The following is a 22,484-nucleotide window of genomic DNA, read 5'->3' as shown; positions in this document are numbered from 1 at the left end:
AGTTTTAATTCTTAAATATAACCATAGTTTATGAATCGATGATGCCCGGTGAAATTATTCTGGCTCATAACCCACCCGAACACATACCAATACACCGAACTAATGTTTCGCTATTCCTTTTAACCAAGCCTGATTGAGTTCCTTTTTAGAGGAATCTGTGAATTGAAATCCGGGGCCTTCTGCAAAATTTGGAACCGCTTTCCCTTTGAGTTCAACAATCTCACCTTGCCTTTTAACCTTGATGCTTATAGGATCCCCTTCTTCGATACCATAACCCAATAACAGGATCTGATTCAGATCGCTCCCATCCACTTTACCGCCATTGATCTCGAGGAATTCATCTTGATCCTGTACTCCCAAAGCTTTATAGAATCTATTTCTGTCATCAGGTAATTCGGCGATCGCCTTAATCTTTTCATCCATATCGATCCTGAGATATGGAGTCTGACCTATTACAAAGATGATCGGCTGTTTTACGGAAACCACTGCAGGCGTAACCCCCATTTTACTCAAGTAGTAATCATAGTCGATCTTTCCGCCCTGTTCCACATAGCGATTCAAAAAAACTCCGACTTCCGGAAAGGAGAGATCGGTAAACACTGAAATGATCTCCTCATCCTGAAAGGGTTTTTCAGGTCCGTACATCCGTGATAATTCTCCCATTACATCAAGAATTCCCTGATTCCCTTCAGACTTCTCCCGAATAATAATATCGATACACATCGCCATCAGGGCTCCTTTTTGATAGACATTAGGATATTCGGCCTTCATTTTACCTTCAAGTACGTGCTTACTCATTTCTGTAAAGGATAAATTATCATCGTAGGTCTCTGAAAACTGGATTTTCTCCATAATGCGGGCATAGAACTCCGCTTCTGAGATCAATCCTTCACTTACCAAGAAATGGTTTGCGAAATATTCGGTCACTCCCTCATATAGCCAGAGACTGGCAGACATTTTCGGATCGTTAAAATCAAAGTATTGTATCTCCTCTGAATGAATATTCAGCGGTGTCAGCGTATGAAAAAACTCATGCGAGATCACATCGGTTAATTCGGATACATTCATATTAGGGCGAAAGACTGCGGTCGTTGAATAGTTATGCTCGAGTGCACCAAGTCCTTTGGCATCCTCTTGTTGCATTGTACTCACGTAAGCAAGAATAGCATACCGATCTGTTTTATTTATCGAACCCAGGTAATTTTTCTGAGCGATCATCATGGTTTTTAGTGCCGATGAAAAACGTTCCGCATTTATGCCTTCTATATCCTGTCCGTAGATCGAAAATAGGACGTCCATATCCTCAATCCTGAAGTGCGCAGTATCGGGTTTTGAATAAAGCACAGGAGCATCGATTAGATCCGGATAACGTCGTGTCATGAAGATATCCCGTGTCACCGATTCGTCGACATCGACCATAGATGTTGCACCGTAAAGAGCTGCTGGCTTCTGGATAGTGACTTCATACGGATGATCCTTCAATGCCTCGAAATAACCAACGAAGCCTGACATATTCATAAAGAAATTCTCCCCCGCCATAATATTGGTTCCTGCCGGTGAAAAGATAGTCTCAGAGCCTTCTGCGAATGTACTTTCATCAGGCTCTTCATCGAAGGTATCATTCACCAGGTAGGTGATCTTACCGAGCCTGCGCCCTTCCGTTATATACCATCGATTATCATTAAGACGGTTCACACGCATGAGTTTGCCCTGCCTGTCAAAAGCTTTGATATCGGTGATCATTCTGCCATAACTCGCATCGGAATATGTTCCGGGGATGATCTTCGGCATATAAAATACCAGAGAATCGGTAGTAATACCTTTCGGAACAATGGACACCCTCACTTTATCCTCCACTACATTGACAAGATCGATCTCTACTCTGGTAATTTCCGCCTCCGATCTATTTCCAAACGATCGACTGGTGTTACAACGAATTAATACACTTAAAAGACAAAGGAGAAAAATAAAAATCCGGATTCGTTTCATCACCGCTGGTTTTACACCACAAGCAAGCATTTTGAGGAACGATTCGGAGTAGTTAAAGATACCTCTGGATAAACTGTTTAAAGATAAACTAATATACCCTAAAAAGAAAGCCTCTAAGGCTATGCAACTAAAGCTGTTCGAGAATCACCATCAAATATCACTAATAGCAATCCGAAAGTATCTGTCCTTTATTGAGATAATGCAACAGGGGGTGAGAATTATGTGTACCACATAAGGATTCGATCACTTCATAAACGCCATTTTGCATGGTTACTGAACCACAGATCATGATCACCCCGCCAGCTTCAAGATGAGCTACTACGGTATTACCTGTTGATTTCAGCAGATCCTGAACATAATGATAATGTACATCTTGCTCTTTTGAAAAAGCCAGATTCACCTCGGTCAGACGACCTTCCCGTATAGCTTCATCAATCCCGGGACGATACAGATCAAACGATTCTGAGGTACGACCGCCCCAATACAACTGAACAGGTGCCATATTCTTTCCTCTACGCTCATTAACCATCCCCATGAAAGGTGCGATACCGGTTCCGTTAGCTATACAGATCACCGGAATTTTGGATCCGGGCAGATGAAAGCTGCTATTACGATGTACTGAACCCTTTAATTGATCCCCTCCCTTATGCTCATAAAGATAATTTGAACACAGGCCACGCTCATGTAACTTTATACTCAGCAACACATGACCTAACGCATCAAACCCGACTGAATACATGCGTTCTGTATCTTCACCGGGCGGACAAACTCCTATCAGATCACCGGAACGAATTTTCAGTTTCCTGACTGGTTTCAGCTTCAGCATAAACGTTGTATCAAAGCGATCCTGAACCACCTTCTTTTCAACGACATCGAATGCGTGCTCAGGCGTATGCTCAATATCAATAGTTGCCGGAAGATCCAGATGGGTACCCAGATTTTGTTCAAGACTTCTGACCCATTTCTTAAAGGAGGCATAGTTTCTGTTATGGATCAGATAGGGTTCTACCATATTCCTCGCTCCTAATTTTTTCATTTGGAGATCTACATCAACTGCATACTTACAAAAATTCGCATAGGATCTGGAACCGAATCCTACCACCGATGTCTTTACCTTTTCAGGTAGTCGGTGATCAGAAAGCAGGTCAAAAAAATGAACGGCATTTGCCGGCGGATCGCCTTCCCCATATGTACTCGTTAGAATTATCAGTTTCTTCAGGGACAGAAATTTGCGATAATCATTCAATTCTGCAGCATACACTTTTGACCCGCTTTTTATCATAGCCTTCTGTAGTACCTTCACGAATTGCAATGTGGAACCATTCTCAGATCCGTATAAGATCACCGTATCTGCAAGATCAGGATGAAATTTGTTCCCGATACGATTTCGCAACCTTTTCCAGGAAATCTGGGCTCCGGAATACATGAAATATAAAATATTCAAAGCGGAAAAGGCAAGTATTAATGACCACAGAAGACTTCCATTTCCTGTATGAAGGTCGAAACTGGCGGAGTGCACCAATGCTGTAAATGGAAACATCGCTGATTGCTGTATGTAGCCATCGGATTGACGTATCTCGAGCTTCCTGTCATTTAAATACACCACAAAAACATCTTCCGGCTCATCGGTAAATGGAAATTCGACTGATCGAATATCTCCCAGTCCTACCTTATTTAAAAAATCAGCAGTATCATTATCTCCTACAGTGAGCGCCACAGTCTTTCCGGATGACCGATCCTTTGCCGAACCAAAAATCTCAAACCGGTCCAGAGAAAGAAACACCCCTGACAAGGTGATCACCAGCAAGGGAATAAGCATCAGTCTTCCAAGAATTATATGCGAATACTGATAAAAGTTCTCCTTTACGATTCTCTTGAAAAACTTGATCCACCCTTTTTGTCGTTTAATGATGAGAATACTTCCGGAGAATGCGATAAGAAAGAGAAGAAAAGCGGTGATTCCCATAAAAATCCTTCCGGCTGTCTCCAGAAACAAGGATCGGTGCAGTGAGGTCACGAATTCAAAAAAAGCCGATTGCTTTGGCACTTCCCCAAGTACGTTGCCGGTACGTGGATCGATCAGAAAATCACCATTTAGGTCTTGCGCTCCATCGAATAAGGAAGCCTTGATAAATCCATTCGGATCGACTTCCAGAGTCAGTACTTCCTCGTAATGCGACTGTAGTGAATCGATGGTAGCTTTAAGTGGAACGGAGTCCCAACCAGACACCCTATTCTCATTCAGCTGTTTGCCTACGGGTTCAAAAGCAAGTATGAAACCTGTGACCGCAGCCAGAAAAACAAAAACAGATGAAGAAATTGCAAGCGCAAAATGACTATATCTCCAAAGCGTCCGATTCATCAAAAAGCGACTTATTTTGCGGGAATGAATCTCACATAACGAATGTACTCAGAACCTTCTATCTTATCGGATAAACTTCCAGATGTCAAGGGAACCAGAATTTCATCTTCTACATATTTCTGATTCTCAACCGCAGATTCCAAACGAAGAAAGTTTCCAGCATCGATAAGTTCATCTTCGATCTCCACCATAAACATGATCCTTTCTCCTCCAGCACGGGTTTCACCGGAAATCGCATCGATATCCGGATGCTCATTTTTTGAAAAGAAACCAAACCAGGAAGTCAGATCTTCCTGCCATTCGGGATCATCTCCCATCACATGCAATGTTTTAAGGTAATTATGATCTTTATCCAATACCGAAACTGCCACATATGCACCTTCTCCGGGATAGTTGGTCATTTGGATCATACATTTGTAGACATGCCCGTCTGCTTCAGGGAAGGTATTGAAGGCCGTTAGAAACAAAAAGAATAAACTCAATAGGAAGTAACTGCTAAACTTTTGCATGGTACTAATTAATTTTTAAAATGGATAAATCATTCCGAAATTCGGTCAACATTTCATTTTCCATAGCCAGATCATAGGCTGACTCTTCGAAATCTGTACGAATCTCTTTATCACCGCCTTCATTTAACACCAGGCTAATCAATTCAGGATTACCAGCCTTCATTGCTGCCAGGTGCAATGCGGTCAGACCTTCATTATTCTTTTCGTTAGGAGAGATGCCAATTCTTGCTGCCTTGGTGATCAGATATGGATCCTGTTTCAACACTGCAAGATGGAACAGATTATTTCCATTTTCCTGCACATCCTTAAAATCTGCACCATTCACCTTCAGAACTCCGAGTATGTGTTCAAAAGTCTCTGCATTTCGTTTATTAAAAGAATTGAATGCAATACCGGCAAGGCTATTCCCTTTGGCATCCCTTAAATTCGGTTGTGCCCCCTTTCTGATCAGCATATCGAACAATTCTCCATTATTTCTCATTACACTATAGGCCAACGGTGTAACACCATCCTTATTTGCCTGATCGATATCTCCTGCAAGCGGAAGTAACATTTTTACCACTTCCAAATTTCCTGCACGTGCTGCCGCAAGTAACGCCGTGTTTCCTTCATCATCCTTTTGTTTCGGGTCAACACCTGCATCAAGAAAATATTGGACGATCGCCGGTGAACTACCATTTCCCGCAACATAATGTAGCGGAGTTCTTCCTGAAGTTGTTACTACATTGGTTTGAAGTCCAAGCTTCGCCAGATAATCATATACTTCGATCGGATTTGAATATCCTCTGCCTCCCATCGCCGCAAAAAGAACTGCATTGCCATTCTCCTTATTCAACGTTTTATAATTAACCCCTTTTGAGATCAACAAGTCCATTAGTTTAGTATTTCCTTTTCGGGCAGCATAATTGAAAATGTTATTCCCGTTTTCGTCTGTTGAATTGAGCGAAATTCCCTTAGAAGTGAAATAGCTGATCAGTTTATCATCCTCCAGAGAAGGAGCTACCAGTAATAACGCGTTTGCTCCTGATCTGTTCACACTTTTCACATCGATACCACTTTTGATCAAAACATCATAAAGTCGGGTATCCTGTTGCCCTGCATTCGCTGCGAAGGTAAGTGCGTTATAACCGTGATCGTCTTCAATAGTAACGTCAGATCCTTTTTCAATAAGGTATTCTACCAATGGCAGGTTACCAGCGTAAGCAGCCCAGATAAGATAACTTCTCCCATCATGGGTAATCTTATTCACTGAATTACCTTCCAGAGAGAGCAGATACTTTATGGATTCCAGAGGAGCCCCTTCCAGGGAGGCATAAACAATGGCATCAAAGGCATTCGGATTTAAAGCAACAGGGTCATTCCCTGCTTTGATTTCTTTCTTTATGCGCTCTACTCCCGGATTCTTTTTCCAAAAATCACGGTTATAGAAAATATTTGAATTTTGTGCAGCTAGTAATGTGCAAAACAATAGTAAAAGCAGGCTGATTGAATTTTTCATCGATATGACTTAAATTAGAATTAATCTAAATAAGTGCAAATATAAAGAAATCATTCACCTGTAAAACAGTCGCTCTGAATTTTTTGGTGATTTATGAATTAATCGGTGTTTTCCTGTTTATTTTGAAATTTATCCAGGCAATACAGAAGTTTATCCAATAAGAGAAACTGATTTTCCTCCTTCAACAGATCCGTATCAAGATGCTGTATTTCACAGAAAGTAAAGAACAGATATTGCTGGTCAGCTGGAATTTTCAGATCCCGCTCCAGCATCTGCTTTGAAAAAAACGCACTTTCCTCAAATAATGCATCAAGATCATCTGCAGAAACGTATACGGTTTTTGGACTTGGAGGTTTAGCAGGGGCGATCAGTTTTACAACCGTCCCCAAAAGGGCGAAGATATTGACACCTGTCTGCATTTTTGCGTATTTATAAGGATGCTTTTTAATATCTTCCTTTATATCCTGAAGCAGGTCTCTGTTATATGTGACCACGTCCAGTTCAATTGGAGTATACTCCGCTTCCAGCACTACTTCTTCCAGTTTAACAGCCGATTTTACCATTGTTATAACCGTATTATGCCTTAACATTTCCCGGGTGAGTACTACCGTCTTTGTTTCCAGATTATGCCGATCGAACTGAATACTATCTCCAGCCCTGGCTGAAATTGTAAATATTCCTCCGGTCTCAGAATAGATGTGCTGGCCATTTTTCAGGTTTGTCACCTTGATTCCGGGTACGGGAAGGCCTTCCAAGCGTATGCTCCCTTTGAATGACTGTGCAAAATTAGGGGTCACATATAAGAATATAGTGACACATAAAATTATTCGGATCATTTTACAAGTAGTTGGTTATTACCTGCTAATATCCCATAACTGTATGTTAAATACTGAAAAACAAAACCTAATTAATCGTTAACTACCGACATATTGAAAGATTTTACAGACGAAATCCAGCTTATTTCAAGATAAGACGCAGATCAGGAAACAATTTCCTTTTCTTTCCTATAGTATTTATCCCTAAGTCTAAAGGCAACTCTAACCAGCAAGATTAGGGCAGGCACTTCGATAAGCGGACCAATGACACCCACAAAAGCCTGCCCGGAGTTCAATCCGAAAACGGCGATTCCAACAGCGATGGCAAGCTCAAAATTATTCCCTGCAGCAGTGAACGCGATAGCCACATTTTGATCATAGGCAGCACCTCTTGCCTTGCTCACGAAGAATCCGATCAGGAACATGATCACGAAATAGATCATAAGGGGTATAGCGATCAAAAGTACATCTCCCGGAATCTGGATAATCATTTCCCCTTTAAGCGAAAACATCAGAATGATCGTAAATAATAAAGCGATAAGAGTGATCGGTGAAATGGCCGGTAAAAATATATCAGCATACCATTGCTCTCCTTTTAATTTTACCAATAGCACCCGGGAAAGAAGCCCGAGAAGAAATGGTACTCCCAGGTAAAGCGCAACACTTTCCGCTACGGTCCAAACAGAGATCTCAACGATAGCTCCGGAATATCCGAACAAGGGCGGCAACACGGTGATGAAAAGCCATGCATAGAAACTATAAGCAAAGACCTGAAACAAACTATTCAGTGCTACTAATCCTGCACCATACTCACGACTCCCTTCGGCCAGATCGTTCCAGACGAGGACCATGGCGATGCATCTTGCCAGACCGATAAGAATTAATCCGGACATATATTCCGGGTAATCCTTGAGGAAGATCAAAGCGAGTACAAACATCAGGATCGGACCGACAACCCAGTTCAGCAACAGTGAAATTGACAAAACGCGAACATTCCTGAATACCTTTGGTAATAATTTATAATCCACCTTTGCCAAAGGAGGATACATCATCAGGATAAGTCCGGCTGCAAGCAGCCAGTTTGTAGACCCGGAACTGAACCCCTGAATATATTCAGGCAATGCAGGTATCAGATATCCGGAGAGTACTCCAACCGCCATCGCTATAAAGATCCATAAGGTCAGGTAACGATCGGTGAAATTAAGTTTACGGGGCGTTCGGATCATTTTAAATCGATTTTTGAGAATACATAGAATATTTCATTGGCGATGTCAAAACAACGTTCACCATATACGCGATCTTGAGCAGCAGTATTGTCGGAGATTTTGGGATCATCAAAAGTAAACGGAAAGCGAAATTGAGCACCCGGAATGAAGGGACAACCTTCATCTGCTTCCGCACAGGTCATGATCGCTGCAAATTCGCTGTCTGGGTTATAAGGATGATCGAACTTCTTTGAAAAGGAAGTGACGGGTAAACTACCACCCCCACATCGAATCCCGTAAACAGGATTGTCGCCTGCACTCAGAGCGATGACCTTAAATCCAATCTGCTCAAGAGTTTTGAGAACCTGAGGATAAACGGCAGTCGCCTCAGTACCTCCGGAATAACATTCCACTCCCTTCAACCCAAAATAAACGGCAGCCGTATGCGCCCAGATATGGGAAAAATGACTCCGCCTCGAATTATGGGTACAAATAAAGTTCAGTCGCACCACCCCTTTACTCAGTAACTGTTCCTGTATATAGGAAGAAAATCCATTTAATTTGGACCGACGATCGTCGGAGATCAGAGCAGGATCAAGATCTTCCAAATAAGTTTTAATATGTTCAAATACCATTGTGAAATTGATAACTGTTTCAAAATTTAAAACGATAAAAACTATAGTTCATCGCATTATTGCAATATTACAATTAATTATTTTGAATTCGATTAAATGAAAAAAAAATAATCATTAAGAAATTTATAGCCTTCTGATTTACAAATATTTACACTAATTTTAAAATACTGAAACACAATAGATTATCCATGATGAAAAATATACTCAGTACCGCTTTCTTCCTGTTTTCCCTTTTTATATCTACCACCGCCTTTGGTCAGGAACTCAGAATCATCGACAGTGTAAACTTCAATATTCACCTACAGGCCTATACCGCATATTTCGATGATCACTTCGAATTGCAGGAAAACGTACCACGAACGGGAATTTGGCTAAACAGAGCGGTCGGTAATGAAATTGAGATCTTTGGCCGACTGGAATTTGGCGTAAATCTGGCTAAAGGAAATTCATTTAACAACAACAACAATAGTGCGTCCGATTTCTTCGACGACCCTTTTGATGTACCTACCGCCTTCACTTCACGTTTAGGGTATCTGGGAATTTACCACCCGGTATATGGGTCGATCAGCATGGGAAAACAATGGGGAACCTACTACGATATCGGGGGTTATACCGATGCATTTACAGTTTTTGGAGGTAATGCTGTAGATGTCTATTCCGGAAATACCGATGGTGGCTGGAAAGGTACCGGTAGAGCAGACCGCGACCTGGTATACCGCAACAAATTCGGGAATTTGAGAATCGGACTCCAGACACAGCTTTTTTCCACTCATTCAAATTATGGTGCTTCTGCCACCTATGGGATCACTCAAGAACTCGAGGTCGGCGCCGCTTTTAATCGGGCTACCTTTCCCGATGAATACCAGGCGATAATTCCGGGTCTCAACTATCACTCAGATAATTATCTGTTCGGCGCCAAATATAGTGGTGATCGATTATATACAGCCTTAACTTACGCTCATATAGAAGACCACTTTTACAGAATAGATGAAGATGCTACGGTTACTTTTCCTGTCTGGGGAATGGAATATATTCTTCAATACAGATTCACCGACCGCTTCAGAGCCGAAACCGGGTTCAACATTCAAAAGGAAACCGATCATAATGAGGCTCTGGATGAAAAATATAAGCTACTGCAATATTATATGGGCATCAATTATTTTTTCGGCGAACAATTCTCCGTTTACCTCTCAGCCCGAATCGATGATTCCAGACTTGTACCCGAAGAAGATCAGGCCAATGTCATCCTGATCGGTTTTAGTTACGATCTTGTATATGGAAAAAAGTTCGGGCAGTAGTGGGAAAATAATAGGCAGAAGGCTGTGGGCTGCAGGCAGTATAAGGTGCATTATAAAGCATAACTCATAACTCTCAATTCTCAATTCTGAATTCTTAATTGACAGTATAATAACCTTCACATATACTATTTGTAGTATTTTTCTTCATTTCATGTAGTGCAAATCTTAATTGCATTAAAATAAATCGTAACTTAGACATACCCAACATCTTAACACACCAACCATGAAAAAATCTATTCTAATTTTCTTTGGGCTACTTACATCTTGTGCGGAGATAACTCAGGATAAAATTGCCGACAATACATCCGTGAAGAATACGGTTATTGAGAAACCGATATCGCAAAAAGTTGATCTTGCCGAACAGGAAAAGTCGGATGAGATACTTGCCGAAGAAGATTGCGGTTTCTATTGGAACCTTTATTTTCCTGCGGATTCCGTAAAGGTTTCTTACATCGAAGAAGCAATCAAACGTTATGGAAATTCGCTTACCTCAAATAACCTTGAATTTCTTCGGGAACTCAAAGAGGAAATCAATAATGCAGGTAATTCACCTGAACAGTATCCCGCTTTTGAAAAATGCCTCATACCCGCATTTTCTTTAGGGGAATTTGGCGGACTATACTCCTTTCCTTATTATGCAAAGAATGGAAAGGATTTTATTGACATCAGTATAGAGTCAGAACTCATAACCGGATTTCTGGAACAGGATAGTATGATAACTGAAGAGCATGATCAAATAATTTCCTATCCAGGTTTGATCGAAGCCTATTACCACCCGGAAGAGCCCCCCGTCATAAATCTATATTCTGATATTGATTCGGGAGTGGTTACTATCGAAAAACTATCACGCCATAATGATGAATGTATTGAATTCTTCCGTTATGATTTTACGGCAACCGATATTGTAGGCGAATACCAGTTCGGATGCAAACTGCCCCTGGATATAGAATACCGGAATATGCCGGCCGTTGACAACCTGTTACAATCCCAGCTCAGATCAGACTGTTCCGATTGTCCGAACAGTATGGGAAAACTAAAGACCTTCGCCAAATTAAAAGGAGGGGACCATCTGTTCTTTATTTCTACGGATGTCGATTTTCAGTCCGGAATTACAGTTCCTGCCAGAGGAATGGTCTACCTCAATGCAGAAAAACAACTTATCTATTTATGGTATAAGGAACTGGACCTTATTGGATGTGGTTGTATTTAAGTGCAAATTCTTATTTTAGTCATTCATAAATACCTGCCATGACTAAAACCACTACCCGCTACCTGTCACTGGATGTGTTCAGAGGACTCGACGTAGCCCTTATGATCATCGTTAATTCCCCCGGCAGTTGGTCTACTTCTTATAGTCCTTTACTACATGCTCCCTGGCATGGGTTCAGGCTAACCGATATCGTATTTCCGACCTTCCTTTTCGTAGTTGGAAACTCTATGAGTTTTAGCCTCGATAAATATAAAGCAGCGGGCACATCGGTCTTCCTCCGTAAGGTACTCAAAAGATCGCTACTGATCTTTTTGATCGGTTTTCTTCTGAATTGGTTTCCTTTTTTTGATAAAAATGGATTCATTCCCCCCGGAGAGATCCGAATCTTTGGTGTCCTGCAACGGATCGCCTTATGTTATGGTATCGCCTCTCTGATCATTTTCTATCTTAAGGAGCGTTACGCTATGATTCTGGGAGCTGCTCTACTGCTCATATATCCAATTATTTTGCATCTTTTCGGAGATCTGACTCTGGAGGGGAATGCCGCAGGAAAACTAGATCTTTTATTCATAAATCCAGATCAGTTATATGGTGGGGAAGGAATACCCTTTGATCCCGAAGGAATTCTGAGCACGCTACCCGCCATCGTAAACGTACTCGCCGGATATTTCTGCGGAAAGTTTCTCCGAAAGAGCGGACAAAATTATCAGACCCTTGCCATCGTATTGATCGCTGGCGCCTTACTGACCTTCGCCGGATTGACCTGGGATCTTTTCTTACCGATCAATAAAAAATTATGGACCAGCTCCTTTGTTCTTTATACGGTAGGCATCGACCTTACTTTTCTGGCAATTCTCATTTATTTCATCGATATAAAAGGCTGGAAAAAATGGACCTATTTCTTTGAGGTCTTTGGGAAGAATACACTTTTCACCTACCTGCTTTCGATCGTGATGGTGATCTTACTGTTAACCTTTAGAATTGAAGACAGCAGTGCCTATGGCTGGATATACCGACATATATTTTCGAATACTTTCGGACCCTACGCAGGCTCTCTGGGATTCGCGCTTTGGGTGATGCTCACTTGTTGGACCGTCGGATACCTACTGGATAAAAAAGGTATCTATATAAAGATCTAAACACCGAAGCGAAGGACTGTACGTTCAGGATCAGGCTCCAATATTTCCGGACGATTTGAGTCGATCTTTGTGCTAAAGACGTCCTTGCTGACCGTATAGGCTTCAATCACCTTCTCATCGTAGGAGGTTGCTGTAATTTCAATTATGTCTTGTCGTTTGAGGCCCGGGCTTAGCCAGGATGTTTCCAGAGCAGCAGGGATCATAACCGGTTGTCGTTTTCTTAAATTATGAATCTCACCAAACATAGGTGATGCGGCCTTTGTCAGGATTGCCATCGTAACATAACCATCTCGGCTTACATTATAAATACCTGCAAGTGCCAAAAAGTCTTTGTCTTTTCTGTGGACATAAACGGGATATTTTTTTTTCTCCAGTTCATGTGGCTCGAAAAAACCATCGACAGGTATGAGGCACCTTCGTTCCATTACGGCATGTCTGTATATAAAGTGATCAAAGAGTTTCTCCGACCGTGCATTCAATCCAGAGCCAAAGCGTATACTTTCTTTGTAATATTCCTTATGAGTGATCCCCAGGATATTCTGAGGCATAATCCCCCACATGCCCGGTGTGAGTATCTGTGGCTGAGCTTGCGGTATCATCAACAAATTCTGATGTGCAAATCCATTTGAATGAAAGAAAGTGAAATCGAGTTCACCAATATTATGATCAGGATCTCTTTTAACCTTGAACCTTTGCTCCAGTTTTGAGGTTGTTTTAGTCTGACTGGTGTGATAGCACATACTCCCTGTTTTATAGGCGATTAAAAGTAGTAAAATAAAGGGACATTACTGGCAGTGGTATTCTTGCCAGATGGAGACTGAATATAAATTAATGACGTAATAGTATTAGGACCACAAAACTCTATAAAAAACAAAAGCCCTGAAAGATCAGGGCCCTGTAAATAATTGGTTGGTTAATTTTTCAGAAGATTACTCAGCTTTCAGGCTGTCGATCTCTTCTTGTACTTCTTCTACTCCTTCTTCCACAGCTTCTTTGGTTTCTTCAGCTGCTTCTTCGATTTTGTCACCGGCTTCTTCTGCTGCATCTTTTACATCATCAGCGGCGCTTTCAATTGCATCTTGAGCTTTTTCTTTTGTGGTTTCACGACAAGACACTAATGTAGTTCCTAAAGCGAATACCACGGCGAGGATCAATAATACTTTTTTCATGGTTAGTGATTTTTGATTTACTTAAATATGCACGACGAAAAAACAACTATTTTTCGTACATTACAAATAAAATTTTAAGCTTTTTTTAATATTTTAAGGATTGTTAAATTTTACTTAACTATTTTACGAATAAAACAAGCTATTTGGATCATTGCGCCTTTCTTTTTTTCTATGTAACTAGTATTCAGCGCCCCCACTTTTTCAGTAAAATTCTTATCTGTCAAGAATTGTCGTAATATTTCCTCAAATTCAGATTTACTCTTAACAGAATGCACACCACCGAGTCTGACAAGCTCTTCTGCTTCAAGAAACCCTTCATAATTCTTACCGATGATCACCGGCACGCCAAAAACGCTTGGCTCAAGTGTATTATGTAATCCGGTAGTCCCCATTCCTCCACCTACATAGGCGATATCCGCATAGCTATAGACACGGGTGAGCACTCCGATAGTATCAAGAATCAGTACCTGAGCTTCCTTAAGTCCTGCATCACTCATTCCGCTATATAGCACAAAAGGAACCTTGATCTTTTCTCGCAGTTTCGAGATACCTGCAGTTTTTATATTATGTGGTGCCAGAACGAATTTGAGTTTTTGGGAAGCGTTCTGATTGACGAAATCCATCATGATTTCCTCATCTTCCGGCCAGGTACTCCCGGCTACCACACAGGTTGCATCACCTTTAAAGGCATCCATGAATTCCAGACGATTCTCCCTTTCTAATATAGCTGCAACACGATCAAAACGCGTATCACCACTAACCTCAGCATTTGTAATAGCAATCGACTTTAACAATTCCACGGAACGTTCATCCTGCACAAATAAATGACGGAAACGCTTCAATGCCTTTCTCATAAAGCTGCCCCAAGGTTTAAAGTAGATCTGACGCTCTCTGAAGATTCCTGAAATCAGTATCGCCGGAATCTGGCGGTTCTCAAGTTCCCTCAGGTAATTGGGCCAAATCTCATATTTTACAAAAATGGCAAGTTCCGGACGAGACAACTCGAGAAAACGGTTTACCTTTCTTTTATTATCCATTGGAAGGTAACAGGTCACGTCGGCTACCTGTGAATTCTTCTTCACTTCATATCCCGAAGGCGAGAAGAAAGTCACCAGTATTTTATGATCAGGATAATCCTCCTTTACCTTTTCCATAACGGGGAGTCCCTGTTCAAACTCTCCGAGCGATGCGGTATGAAACCAGATCACACGGTCTAACGTAGTAATCGAATTCTGAAGGATCTGTTCGGTTTCCTGCCTTCCGCTTACGAAGAATTTCATTTTTCGATTGAAAAGGGCAAGGACATGAATGACCGCTGAAGTGCAATATAATAGGAAGTCGTAAAGAAAATACACTTTATTCTACTTTGTGGCTAAAATACGGCACTTTCTCTTAATACATTGCGACATCTTCCGTAATTTTGTATACGATCAATTTCACAAAGAACCGATTTCATGAGGAAAATACAGATGGTTGACCTGCAGGGTCAATATGAACAAATCAAAACACAAGTAAACAAATCCATAAACGAAGTACTCGAATCAGCAGCATTTATCAACGGTCCCCATGTTCAGAACTTTCAAAAAGAACTTGAAACCTATCTGGGTGTCAAACATGTAATTCCATGTGCCAATGGTACTGATGCATTACAAATCGCCATGATGGGTCTCGGACTGAAACCAGGAGATGAAGTGATCACGGCCGACTTCACGTTTGCCGCTACTGTAGAAGTCATCGCTTTACTTCAATTGACTCCTGTTCTGGTTGATGTAGAACCTGACACTTTCAATATCGATCCGGAAGCAATCCGTAAAGCGATCACTCCAAAAACAAAAGCGATCGTTCCGGTTCACCTATTCGGTCAATGCGCTAATATGGACGCCATAATGGAGATCGCCAAAGAACATGACCTATATGTAATTGAAGATGATGCTCAGGCCATCGGTGCTTCCTATACTGGAAAAGATGGGGTGAAATGCAAATCAGGAACTATGGGACATGTGGCTGCCACATCTTTCTTCCCGTCAAAGAACCTTGGCTGCTATGGAGATGGAGGTGCCATCTTCACGAATGACGATGAACTAGCACATACTTTAAGAGGTATTGTCAACCACGGTATGTATGAACGCTACCATCATGATGTGGTTGGGGTAAATTCAAGACTTGATTCCATCCAGGCTGCAGTACTCAGAGCCAAATTACCATTATTGGATGCGTATAATAAAAAACGCAGAATGGCAGCTAGAGCATATAATGAAGCATTACACGGTATCGACGATATCATCGTCCCTCAATTATCAGGTGACTGTCCGAATATCACCGATGATTCCGATTGTCATGTTTTCCACCAGTATACCCTGCGGATCTTAAACGGTAAACGTGATGCTGTTGCCAAAAAACTGGGAGAGAACGGTATTCCTTTCGGAATTTATTATCCGATTCCACTCCATAAACAAAAGGCATATACCGACCCGCGATACAATGATGCAGATTTTACAGTGACTAACAAACTGGCAGAAGAAGTACTTTCGCTTCCGATGCATACGGAACTCGATACTGAACAGATCGAATTCATAACTACAATTATTAAAGAAACCATTATATAAATCTCAAAAGCACCAAACGCATATGAAAGTACTCGTTACGGGTGGTTTAGGGTTTATCGGATCCCATACCGTTGTTGAACTTCAATTGAAGGGTTTCGATGTTGTCGTGATCGACAATTTATCGAATGCTTCTACTGACGTTCTGGACGGTATTGCCGAAATAACCGGAAAACGCCCTGAATTCGAAAAAATCGACCTGCGAGACAAAGCCAGTGTCAGTGAATTTTTCAAAAAATATCCCGATGTTGAAGGAGTAATCCATTTTGCTGCTTCCAAGGCGGTAGGAGAAAGTGTTGAAAACCCATTACTCTATTATGAAAACAACCTCAACACGCTGATCTATATGTTACAGGAATTGTCTGCGAAAGATAATGCAAACTTCATCTTCAGTTCTTCCTGTACGGTTTATGGTCAGGCCGACAAACTTCCTATTACCGAGGATGCCCCGGTAAAACCGGCTGAATCTCCCTATGGGAACACAAAGCAGATCGGAGAAGAGATCATTAAAGACACCTGTAAGGTTAAAAAAGGTCTGAATGCGATTTCATTACGATATTTTAATCCGATAGGAGCTCATGAATCTGCCGCTATCGGAGAATTACCTTTAGGAGTGCCTCAGAACCTGGTACCTTTCATCACCCAGACCGCTGCCGGATTACGCAATGAACTGGCTGTATTTGGGAACGATTACCCAACACCGGATGGCACCTGTGTTCGTGATTACATTCACGTTGTTGATCTTGCTAAAGCACACGTAGTCGCCTTAGAAAGATTGCTCAATGAAAAGAATGAATCGAATTATGAAGTCTTTAATTTAGGAACCGGGACCGGAAGTTCTGTATTGGAAGTTATCGAAAGTTTCGAACGGGTTTCCGAGGAAAAGCTCAACTACCGTATCGCCCCAAGAAGAGAGGGTGATGTAACCGCAGCTTATGCAGACACGCATAAGGCAAATGATGTTCTGGGATGGAAAGCAGGTTCTTCGCTAGATGAAGCGATGCTCTCTGCCTGGAAATGGGAAAAAAAGATCAGAAATTTATAGTATATTAGTCTGAAGTCTGAAAATCAGACCGCAACAAACTAATAACATAACAGATTCGCAGACCAGGCTGTATATTTCTATATACGGCCTTTCTGCAGATCTTTACCGACCAACCACCTCTATGAAAACGTTCTTTTTATTACTCTCATTACTGCTCAGCGGCAGTATCTTCGCTCAGGATTACTATTTACAATGCGGTAAGATCCTGGATACAGAATCAGGCAAATACCTTTCGGAACAGACGATTATCGTTACCGGTAATAAGATCACAGCGATCCAAAAAGGTTACCCGGTTCCCACAAATGAAAACACCAAGGTAATCGACCTGAAATCGTATACCGTATTACCGGGGCTCATAGACTTCCATGTTCATTTGGAATCTGAAACCAACCCTAACCACTATCTCGAAGCCTTTACTTTAGACAAGGAAGATATCGCATTCCGTGCTCAGGAATATGCAAAACGCACCCTCTTCGCCGGATTTACAACCGTCAGAGACCTCGGAGGCTCAGGCGTCAATATCGCCTTGAGAAATGCTATAGATGGCGGATGGACCATCGGACCAAGGATTTTCACCGCCGGTAAAGCTATCGGAACTACTGGTGGCCATGCTGATCCCACCAATGGCAACAGCAGTGAACTTATGGGGAATCCAGGACCTAAGGAGGGTGTTATAAATGGAGTAGATGACGCGAGAAAAGCAGTCAGACAACGTTATAAGAACGGAGCCGATGTGATCAAGATCACCGCAACTGGAGGTGTACTCAGCGTAGCTAAGAGCGGACAAAACCCTCAGTTCACACTGGAAGAGATAAAAGCGATCTGTGAAACCGCTAAGGATTACGGATTCCATGTTGCTGCACATGCTCATGGAGATGAAGGTATGCAACGCGCCATTCTAGGGGGTGTCAAGACCATTGAACACGGAACACTCATGAGTGATGAGACCATGGAATTGATGAAGGAGCATGATGCCTATCTGGTACCGACGATCACCGCCGGAAAGGAAGTGAGCATCAATGCTGAAATAGAAGGATACTTTCCACCGGTCGTTGAGGTCAAAGCACGAGAAATTGGCCCCAAAATACAGGCTACCTTCGGAAAAGCTTATAAAAAAGGGGTAGGCATTGCCTTTGGTACTGACGCCGGAGTATTTAAACATGGTGAAAATGCACGGGAATTCGTCTACATGGTTGAAGCAGGAATGCCAGAGATCAAAGCGATTCAGGCCGCTACCCTCACCAACGCAATGATCCTTAAAATGGAAAATGAGCTCGGGCAGATCAACATCGGATTCCTGGCAGATATTATCGCTGTGCAGGGAGATCCGCTAAAAGATATTTCCATATTGAGAAAGGTTGATTTTGTCATGAAGGACGGAGTGCCTGTTAAATCTGAATTCTAAAGACACCGGAGTTTCGAATAATACCTTCAGGCTTATTATCTTTGCCAAAAAATTAGCTGTTGAGTATATCTAAGATCTCAGAAATTTTTAAAAGTTCCCCACAATCGGGAGAACTTTGGAAGGCTATTGCCGATGGTGAACGACGCATCAGACTTACCGGACTGACCGGATCATCCCTCTCCTTCGAAATCGCTAATGCCTTTGAGGAAACTGAAAAACCCTTCCTCCTGTTATTCAATGACAAGGAAGAGGCAGCGTATTACCTCAACGACCTGGAATCGTTACTGGGTGAAAAGAACGTTATGTTCTATCCGGGGAGCTACCGCCGCCCTTATCAGATCGAGGAAATCGACAATGCTAATGTACTACTCAGAGCAGAAGTGCTTAACCGGATAAATTCACGTAAGAAACCCTGCCTGATCGTCAGCTATCCGGATGCCCTTTTCGAAAAGGTGGTCACCAAAAAAGAACTAGAGAAGAATACACAGAAGATCCGAACAGGCGATCGAATCTCCCTTGATTTCCTCAATGAAGTACTTTTCGAATATCAGTTCAAAAGAGTGGACTTCGTTACCGAACCCGGAGAGTTTTCGGTTCGCGGAGGTATTGTGGATGTTTTTTCATTTTCAAATGATGAGCCCTATCGCATTGAATTCTTTGGAGATGAAGTAGATAGTATTCGTTCTTTTGATGTCGAAACACAGCTTTCATCAAAAAAACATACAAAGATCACCATCATTCCGAATGTAGAGCATAAAAAAATGGAGGAAAACCGCGAGAGTTTCCTCCGCTATATCGCTTCCAACACCATCATATTTATCCGAAATTCAGAAATGCTGTTGGCAAGGATTAAAGATCTTTACGCCAAAGCAGAAGAAGCATTTACTGGATTAACCGGAGAGGTAAGTCAATTAAAACCTGAGGAATTGTTCTGTAATCCCGAAGCCGTTACTCGTGACTGCATCGAATTTCAGGTGATCGAGGGACAAAGCGGTAACATTTTCGGCGCAGGAAGGGCTACTAAAGACATCAGTTACAACACCAAACCTCAGCCCTCCTTTAACAAACAGTTCGATCTGCTGATCGAGGATCTCAATACAAACCGGGATGCCGGTTTTACCAATTACATCATTTGTTCAAGTGAACAACAGGCAAAGCGATTCCACGATATCTTTAATGATGTCGGTCAGGAGGTCCATTATCAGACCCTGGTTTTTTCGATGTACCAGGGATTCCGTGATACCGACAAAAAGATAGTTTGTTATACAGACCATCAGATATTCGATCGTTATCATAAATTCCACCTGAAGAATGGTTATGCCAAGAAGCAGGCGATCACATTGAAAGAGCTAACCAACCTGGAGATCGGAGACTATGTAACACATATCGATCACGGAATCGGAAAGTTTGGGGGACTCCAGAAGATACAGGTAGAAGGTAAAACCCAGGAGGCCATCAAACTGATCTATGGGGAACGGGACATTCTATATGTCAGTATACACTCCCTGCACAAGATTTCCAAGTATAACGGCAAGGACGGTCGTCCTCCAAAGATCTATAAATTGGGATCAGCCGCCTGGAAGAATCTTAAAAAGAAGACTAAAACCCGGGTAAAGGAAATTGCCTTCAACCTGATCAAACTATACGCCAAACGAAAGACCGAAAAAGGATTTCAATACGGCCCTGACAGTTATTTACAAAATGAACTGGAAGCATCGTTCATCTACGAAGACACTCCTGACCAAAGCAAAGCGACCGAGGATGTGAAGAATGATATGGAAAGTGAACAGCCGATGGATCGACTAGTCTGTGGCGACGTTGGTTTCGGAAAAACAGAGGTGGCTATCAGAGCCGCCTTCAAGGCTGTGGATAACGGAAAGCAAGTAGCGATACTGGTACCGACGACCATCCTGGCATTTCAGCACTTCAAAACCTTCCGCGAACGACTAAGCGATATGCCGGTTACGGTCGATTATCTGAATCGATTCCGGAATGCAGCTGAGAAAAGAGAGACCCTTAAGAATTTGGAAGCTGGAAAAGTCGACATCATTATCGGAACTCATCAGTTGGTGAACAAAAATGTCAACTTTAAGGATCTCGGTCTCCTGATCGTGGATGAAGAACAGAAGTTCGGTGTAGCCGTAAAAGACAAACTCAAGACCCTTAGGGAGAATGTGGATGTACTAACCCTAACTGCTACCCCAATTCCGCGGACGCTTCAGTTCAGTTTAATGGCAGCGCGTGACCTTTCGGTAATCACCACTCCCCCTCCAAACCGATACCCTATCGAAAGTCATGTGATTCGATTTTCTGAAGAAACCATAAGGGATGCAGTTTCCTATGAAATTCAACGAGGCGGACAAGTATTCTTTATCCATAACCGCATCGAAAACATCAAGGAAGTTGCCGGCATGATACAGCGGGTGGTCCCTGACGCCAAAATCGGAGTAGGACACGGACAAATGGACGGGAAAAAACTCGAACAGTTGATGCTTGCCTTTATGAATGGAGAATTCGATGTTCTGGTATCGACTACTATTATTGAAAGCGGACTCGATGTTCCGAATGCGAATACCATTTTCATCAATAATGCCAATAATTTTGGCCTCTCTGATCTTCATCAGATGCGAGGTCGAGTAGGGCGAAGTAATAAAAAAGCATTTTGTTATTTCATCACACCCCCTTATTCGGCAATGACCGAAGAGGCCAGAAAGAGAATACAGGCTCTGGAACAATTCTCAGATCTGGGAAGCGGATTCAACATCGCTATGAAAGACCTTGAGATCAGGGGAGCAGGAGATTTACTGGGTGGTGAACAAAGTGGATTCATCAACGAGATCGGTTTTGAAACGTATCAGAAGATCCTGGAGGAAGCCATCGACGAATTAAAGGAACATGAGTTTGCCGGGCTCTACCATAAGGAAGGAGAACAAAAAACCTATATCAGGGAAACTCAGCTCGATTCAGATTTCGAACTGCTATTCCCGGATGATTACATCAATTCCGTAACCGAGCGACTCAGCCTGTATAATGAACTGAGCAACCTGAAAACAGAAGAAGAACTCAAAGAATACGAAAACCGACTATCAGACCGATTCGGTGAACTACCCGAGGAAGCCACTGACCTCCTGAACAGTGTACGCATCAAATGGATCGCAGCCAGACTCGGACTCGAAAGGATTGTTTTGAAACAAGGCAAAATGACAGGTTATTTCATCGCCGACCAGCAAAGCAGCTTTTATCAGTCACCAGTATTCGGGAACATCATAAGGTACGCACAACACCATCCTCAGGCATGCAAACTCAAAGAAAAAGAAACCCGCAACGGTCTTAGACTGCTGTTAACCTTTGACAAAATTAAAACCGTAGAAAAAGGTCTTCAGGCAATTAAAGTACTGGAACCACAAGCAGAAACCGTATGATGGAAGACGGCCTTATGAAAGGGTAAAGTGACCCAAAGAGCAATGCGACCCGAAGGGAAGCGAGCCTAAAAAGCAATGCGACCCAAAGGGAAGCGAGCCCAAAAGCAATGCGACCCGAAGGGAAGCGAGCCCAAAAGCAATGCGACCCGAAGGAAAGCGAGCCCAAAAGCAATGCGACCC

Annotated in this window: 17 protein-coding genes; 7 read left to right on the top strand and 10 right to left on the bottom strand. The window is 42.2% G+C overall.

The annotated features are described in order from the left end of the window. Nucleotides 1-99: 99 nt before the first annotated feature. From DMZ48_RS17920 to DMZ48_RS17890, 7 genes are all read right to left on the bottom strand, one after another. The gene (locus tag DMZ48_RS17920; RefSeq protein WP_162558758.1) at nt 100-1,989 is read right to left on the bottom strand and encodes a M61 family metallopeptidase; all 1,890 of its coding nucleotides are present in this window, start codon (nt 1,987-1,989) and stop codon (nt 100-102) included. Between the two features lie 160 nt (nt 1,990-2,149). Then, nucleotides 2,150-4,351 (bottom strand): PepSY domain-containing protein, encoded by a 2,202-nt coding sequence (locus DMZ48_RS17915; RefSeq protein WP_143956552.1) that lies wholly within the window; start codon nt 4,349-4,351, stop codon nt 2,150-2,152. An 11-nt stretch (nt 4,352-4,362) separates the two neighbouring features. Then, nucleotides 4,363-4,860, bottom strand: a complete 498-nt coding sequence (locus DMZ48_RS17910) for a DUF2271 domain-containing protein (RefSeq protein ID WP_143956551.1) — start codon at nt 4,858-4,860, stop codon at nt 4,363-4,365. Between the two features lie 4 nt (nt 4,861-4,864). After that, entirely contained in the window at nt 4,865-6,358 is a 1,494-nt protein-coding gene (locus tag DMZ48_RS17905) for an ankyrin repeat domain-containing protein (RefSeq protein ID WP_143956550.1), read from the bottom strand. A 98-nt stretch (nt 6,359-6,456) separates the two neighbouring features. Then, nucleotides 6,457-7,194, bottom strand: a complete 738-nt coding sequence (locus DMZ48_RS17900; protein ID WP_143956549.1) for a hypothetical protein — start codon at nt 7,192-7,194, stop codon at nt 6,457-6,459. Between the two features lie 143 nt (nt 7,195-7,337). Then, a complete protein-coding gene (gene arsB, locus DMZ48_RS17895) occupies nt 7,338-8,399 on the bottom strand; it encodes an ACR3 family arsenite efflux transporter (protein WP_143956548.1) in 1,062 nt (353 codons plus the stop codon). Beyond that, nucleotides 8,396-9,013 carry an arsenate-mycothiol transferase ArsC gene (locus DMZ48_RS17890; protein WP_143956547.1) on the bottom strand — a complete coding sequence of 206 codons (618 nt, stop codon included), beginning with the start codon at nt 9,011-9,013 and terminating at the stop codon, nt 8,396-8,398. Before DMZ48_RS17890 ends, arsB begins: the two co-directional genes overlap by 4 nt. A gap of 188 nt (nt 9,014-9,201) precedes the next feature. On the opposite strand from DMZ48_RS17890, the gene DMZ48_RS17885 reads away from it, so the two are divergent. The 3 genes from DMZ48_RS17885 (at nt 9,202) to DMZ48_RS17875 (ending at nt 12,660) form a co-directional block, all read left to right on the top strand. Next, nucleotides 9,202-10,311 carry a porin gene (locus tag DMZ48_RS17885; RefSeq protein ID WP_143956546.1) on the top strand — a complete coding sequence of 370 codons (1,110 nt, stop codon included), beginning with the start codon at nt 9,202-9,204 and terminating at the stop codon, nt 10,309-10,311. Nucleotides 10,312-10,534: 223 nt separating this feature from the next. Continuing rightward, on the top strand, nt 10,535-11,521 hold the full coding sequence (locus DMZ48_RS17880) for a hypothetical protein (protein WP_143956545.1): 987 nt from the start codon (nt 10,535-10,537) through the stop codon (nt 11,519-11,521). Between the two features lie 38 nt (nt 11,522-11,559). Beyond that, nucleotides 11,560-12,660, top strand: coding sequence for an acyltransferase family protein (locus DMZ48_RS17875; RefSeq protein ID WP_143956544.1), 1,101 nt, complete (start codon nt 11,560-11,562; stop codon nt 12,658-12,660). Here the strand turns inward: DMZ48_RS17875 and DMZ48_RS17870 are convergent. From DMZ48_RS17870 to DMZ48_RS17860, 3 genes are all read right to left on the bottom strand, one after another. After that, nucleotides 12,657-13,400, bottom strand: a complete 744-nt coding sequence (locus tag DMZ48_RS17870) for an SOS response-associated peptidase (protein ID WP_143956543.1) — start codon at nt 13,398-13,400, stop codon at nt 12,657-12,659. The two genes, DMZ48_RS17875 and DMZ48_RS17870, sit on opposite strands and share 4 nt — an antisense overlap. A 189-nt stretch (nt 13,401-13,589) precedes the next feature. Continuing rightward, nucleotides 13,590-13,829, bottom strand: coding sequence for a hypothetical protein (locus DMZ48_RS17865; protein WP_143956542.1), 240 nt, complete (start codon nt 13,827-13,829; stop codon nt 13,590-13,592). 110 nt (nt 13,830-13,939) lie between these two features. After that, nucleotides 13,940-15,109: a 3-deoxy-D-manno-octulosonic acid transferase gene (locus tag DMZ48_RS17860; protein ID WP_338420318.1), complete on the bottom strand. Its 1,170-nt coding sequence runs from the start codon at nt 15,107-15,109 to the stop codon at nt 13,940-13,942. A gap of 174 nt (nt 15,110-15,283) precedes the next feature. Between DMZ48_RS17860 and DMZ48_RS17855 the strand changes: the two genes are divergently transcribed. The 4 genes from DMZ48_RS17855 to mfd all read left to right on the top strand — a co-directional run bounded on the left by DMZ48_RS17855 (nt 15,284) and on the right by mfd (nt 22,304). Continuing rightward, nucleotides 15,284-16,435, top strand: a complete 1,152-nt coding sequence (locus tag DMZ48_RS17855; RefSeq protein WP_143956540.1) for a DegT/DnrJ/EryC1/StrS family aminotransferase — start codon at nt 15,284-15,286, stop codon at nt 16,433-16,435. Nucleotides 16,436-16,457: 22 nt separating this feature from the next. Then, nucleotides 16,458-17,477 carry a UDP-glucose 4-epimerase GalE gene (gene galE / locus DMZ48_RS17850; RefSeq protein WP_143956539.1) on the top strand — a complete coding sequence of 340 codons (1,020 nt, stop codon included), beginning with the start codon at nt 16,458-16,460 and terminating at the stop codon, nt 17,475-17,477. Between the two features lie 121 nt (nt 17,478-17,598). Next, a complete protein-coding gene (locus DMZ48_RS17845) occupies nt 17,599-18,882 on the top strand; it encodes a metal-dependent hydrolase family protein (RefSeq protein ID WP_143956538.1) in 1,284 nt (427 codons plus the stop codon). A gap of 59 nt (nt 18,883-18,941) precedes the next feature. Continuing rightward, on the top strand, nt 18,942-22,304 hold the full coding sequence (gene mfd, locus DMZ48_RS17840) for a transcription-repair coupling factor (RefSeq protein ID WP_143956537.1): 3,363 nt from the start codon (nt 18,942-18,944) through the stop codon (nt 22,302-22,304). Nucleotides 22,305-22,484: the final 180 nt, after the last annotated feature.

Origin of the sequence: Robertkochia solimangrovi (assembly GCF_007279655.1) — a bacterium.
GTDB classification, from domain to species: domain Bacteria; phylum Bacteroidota; class Bacteroidia; order Flavobacteriales; family Flavobacteriaceae; genus Robertkochia; species Robertkochia solimangrovi.
Note: the sequence above shows the minus strand (reverse complement) of the source record. Positions and strands in the feature narration are given on the sequence as shown.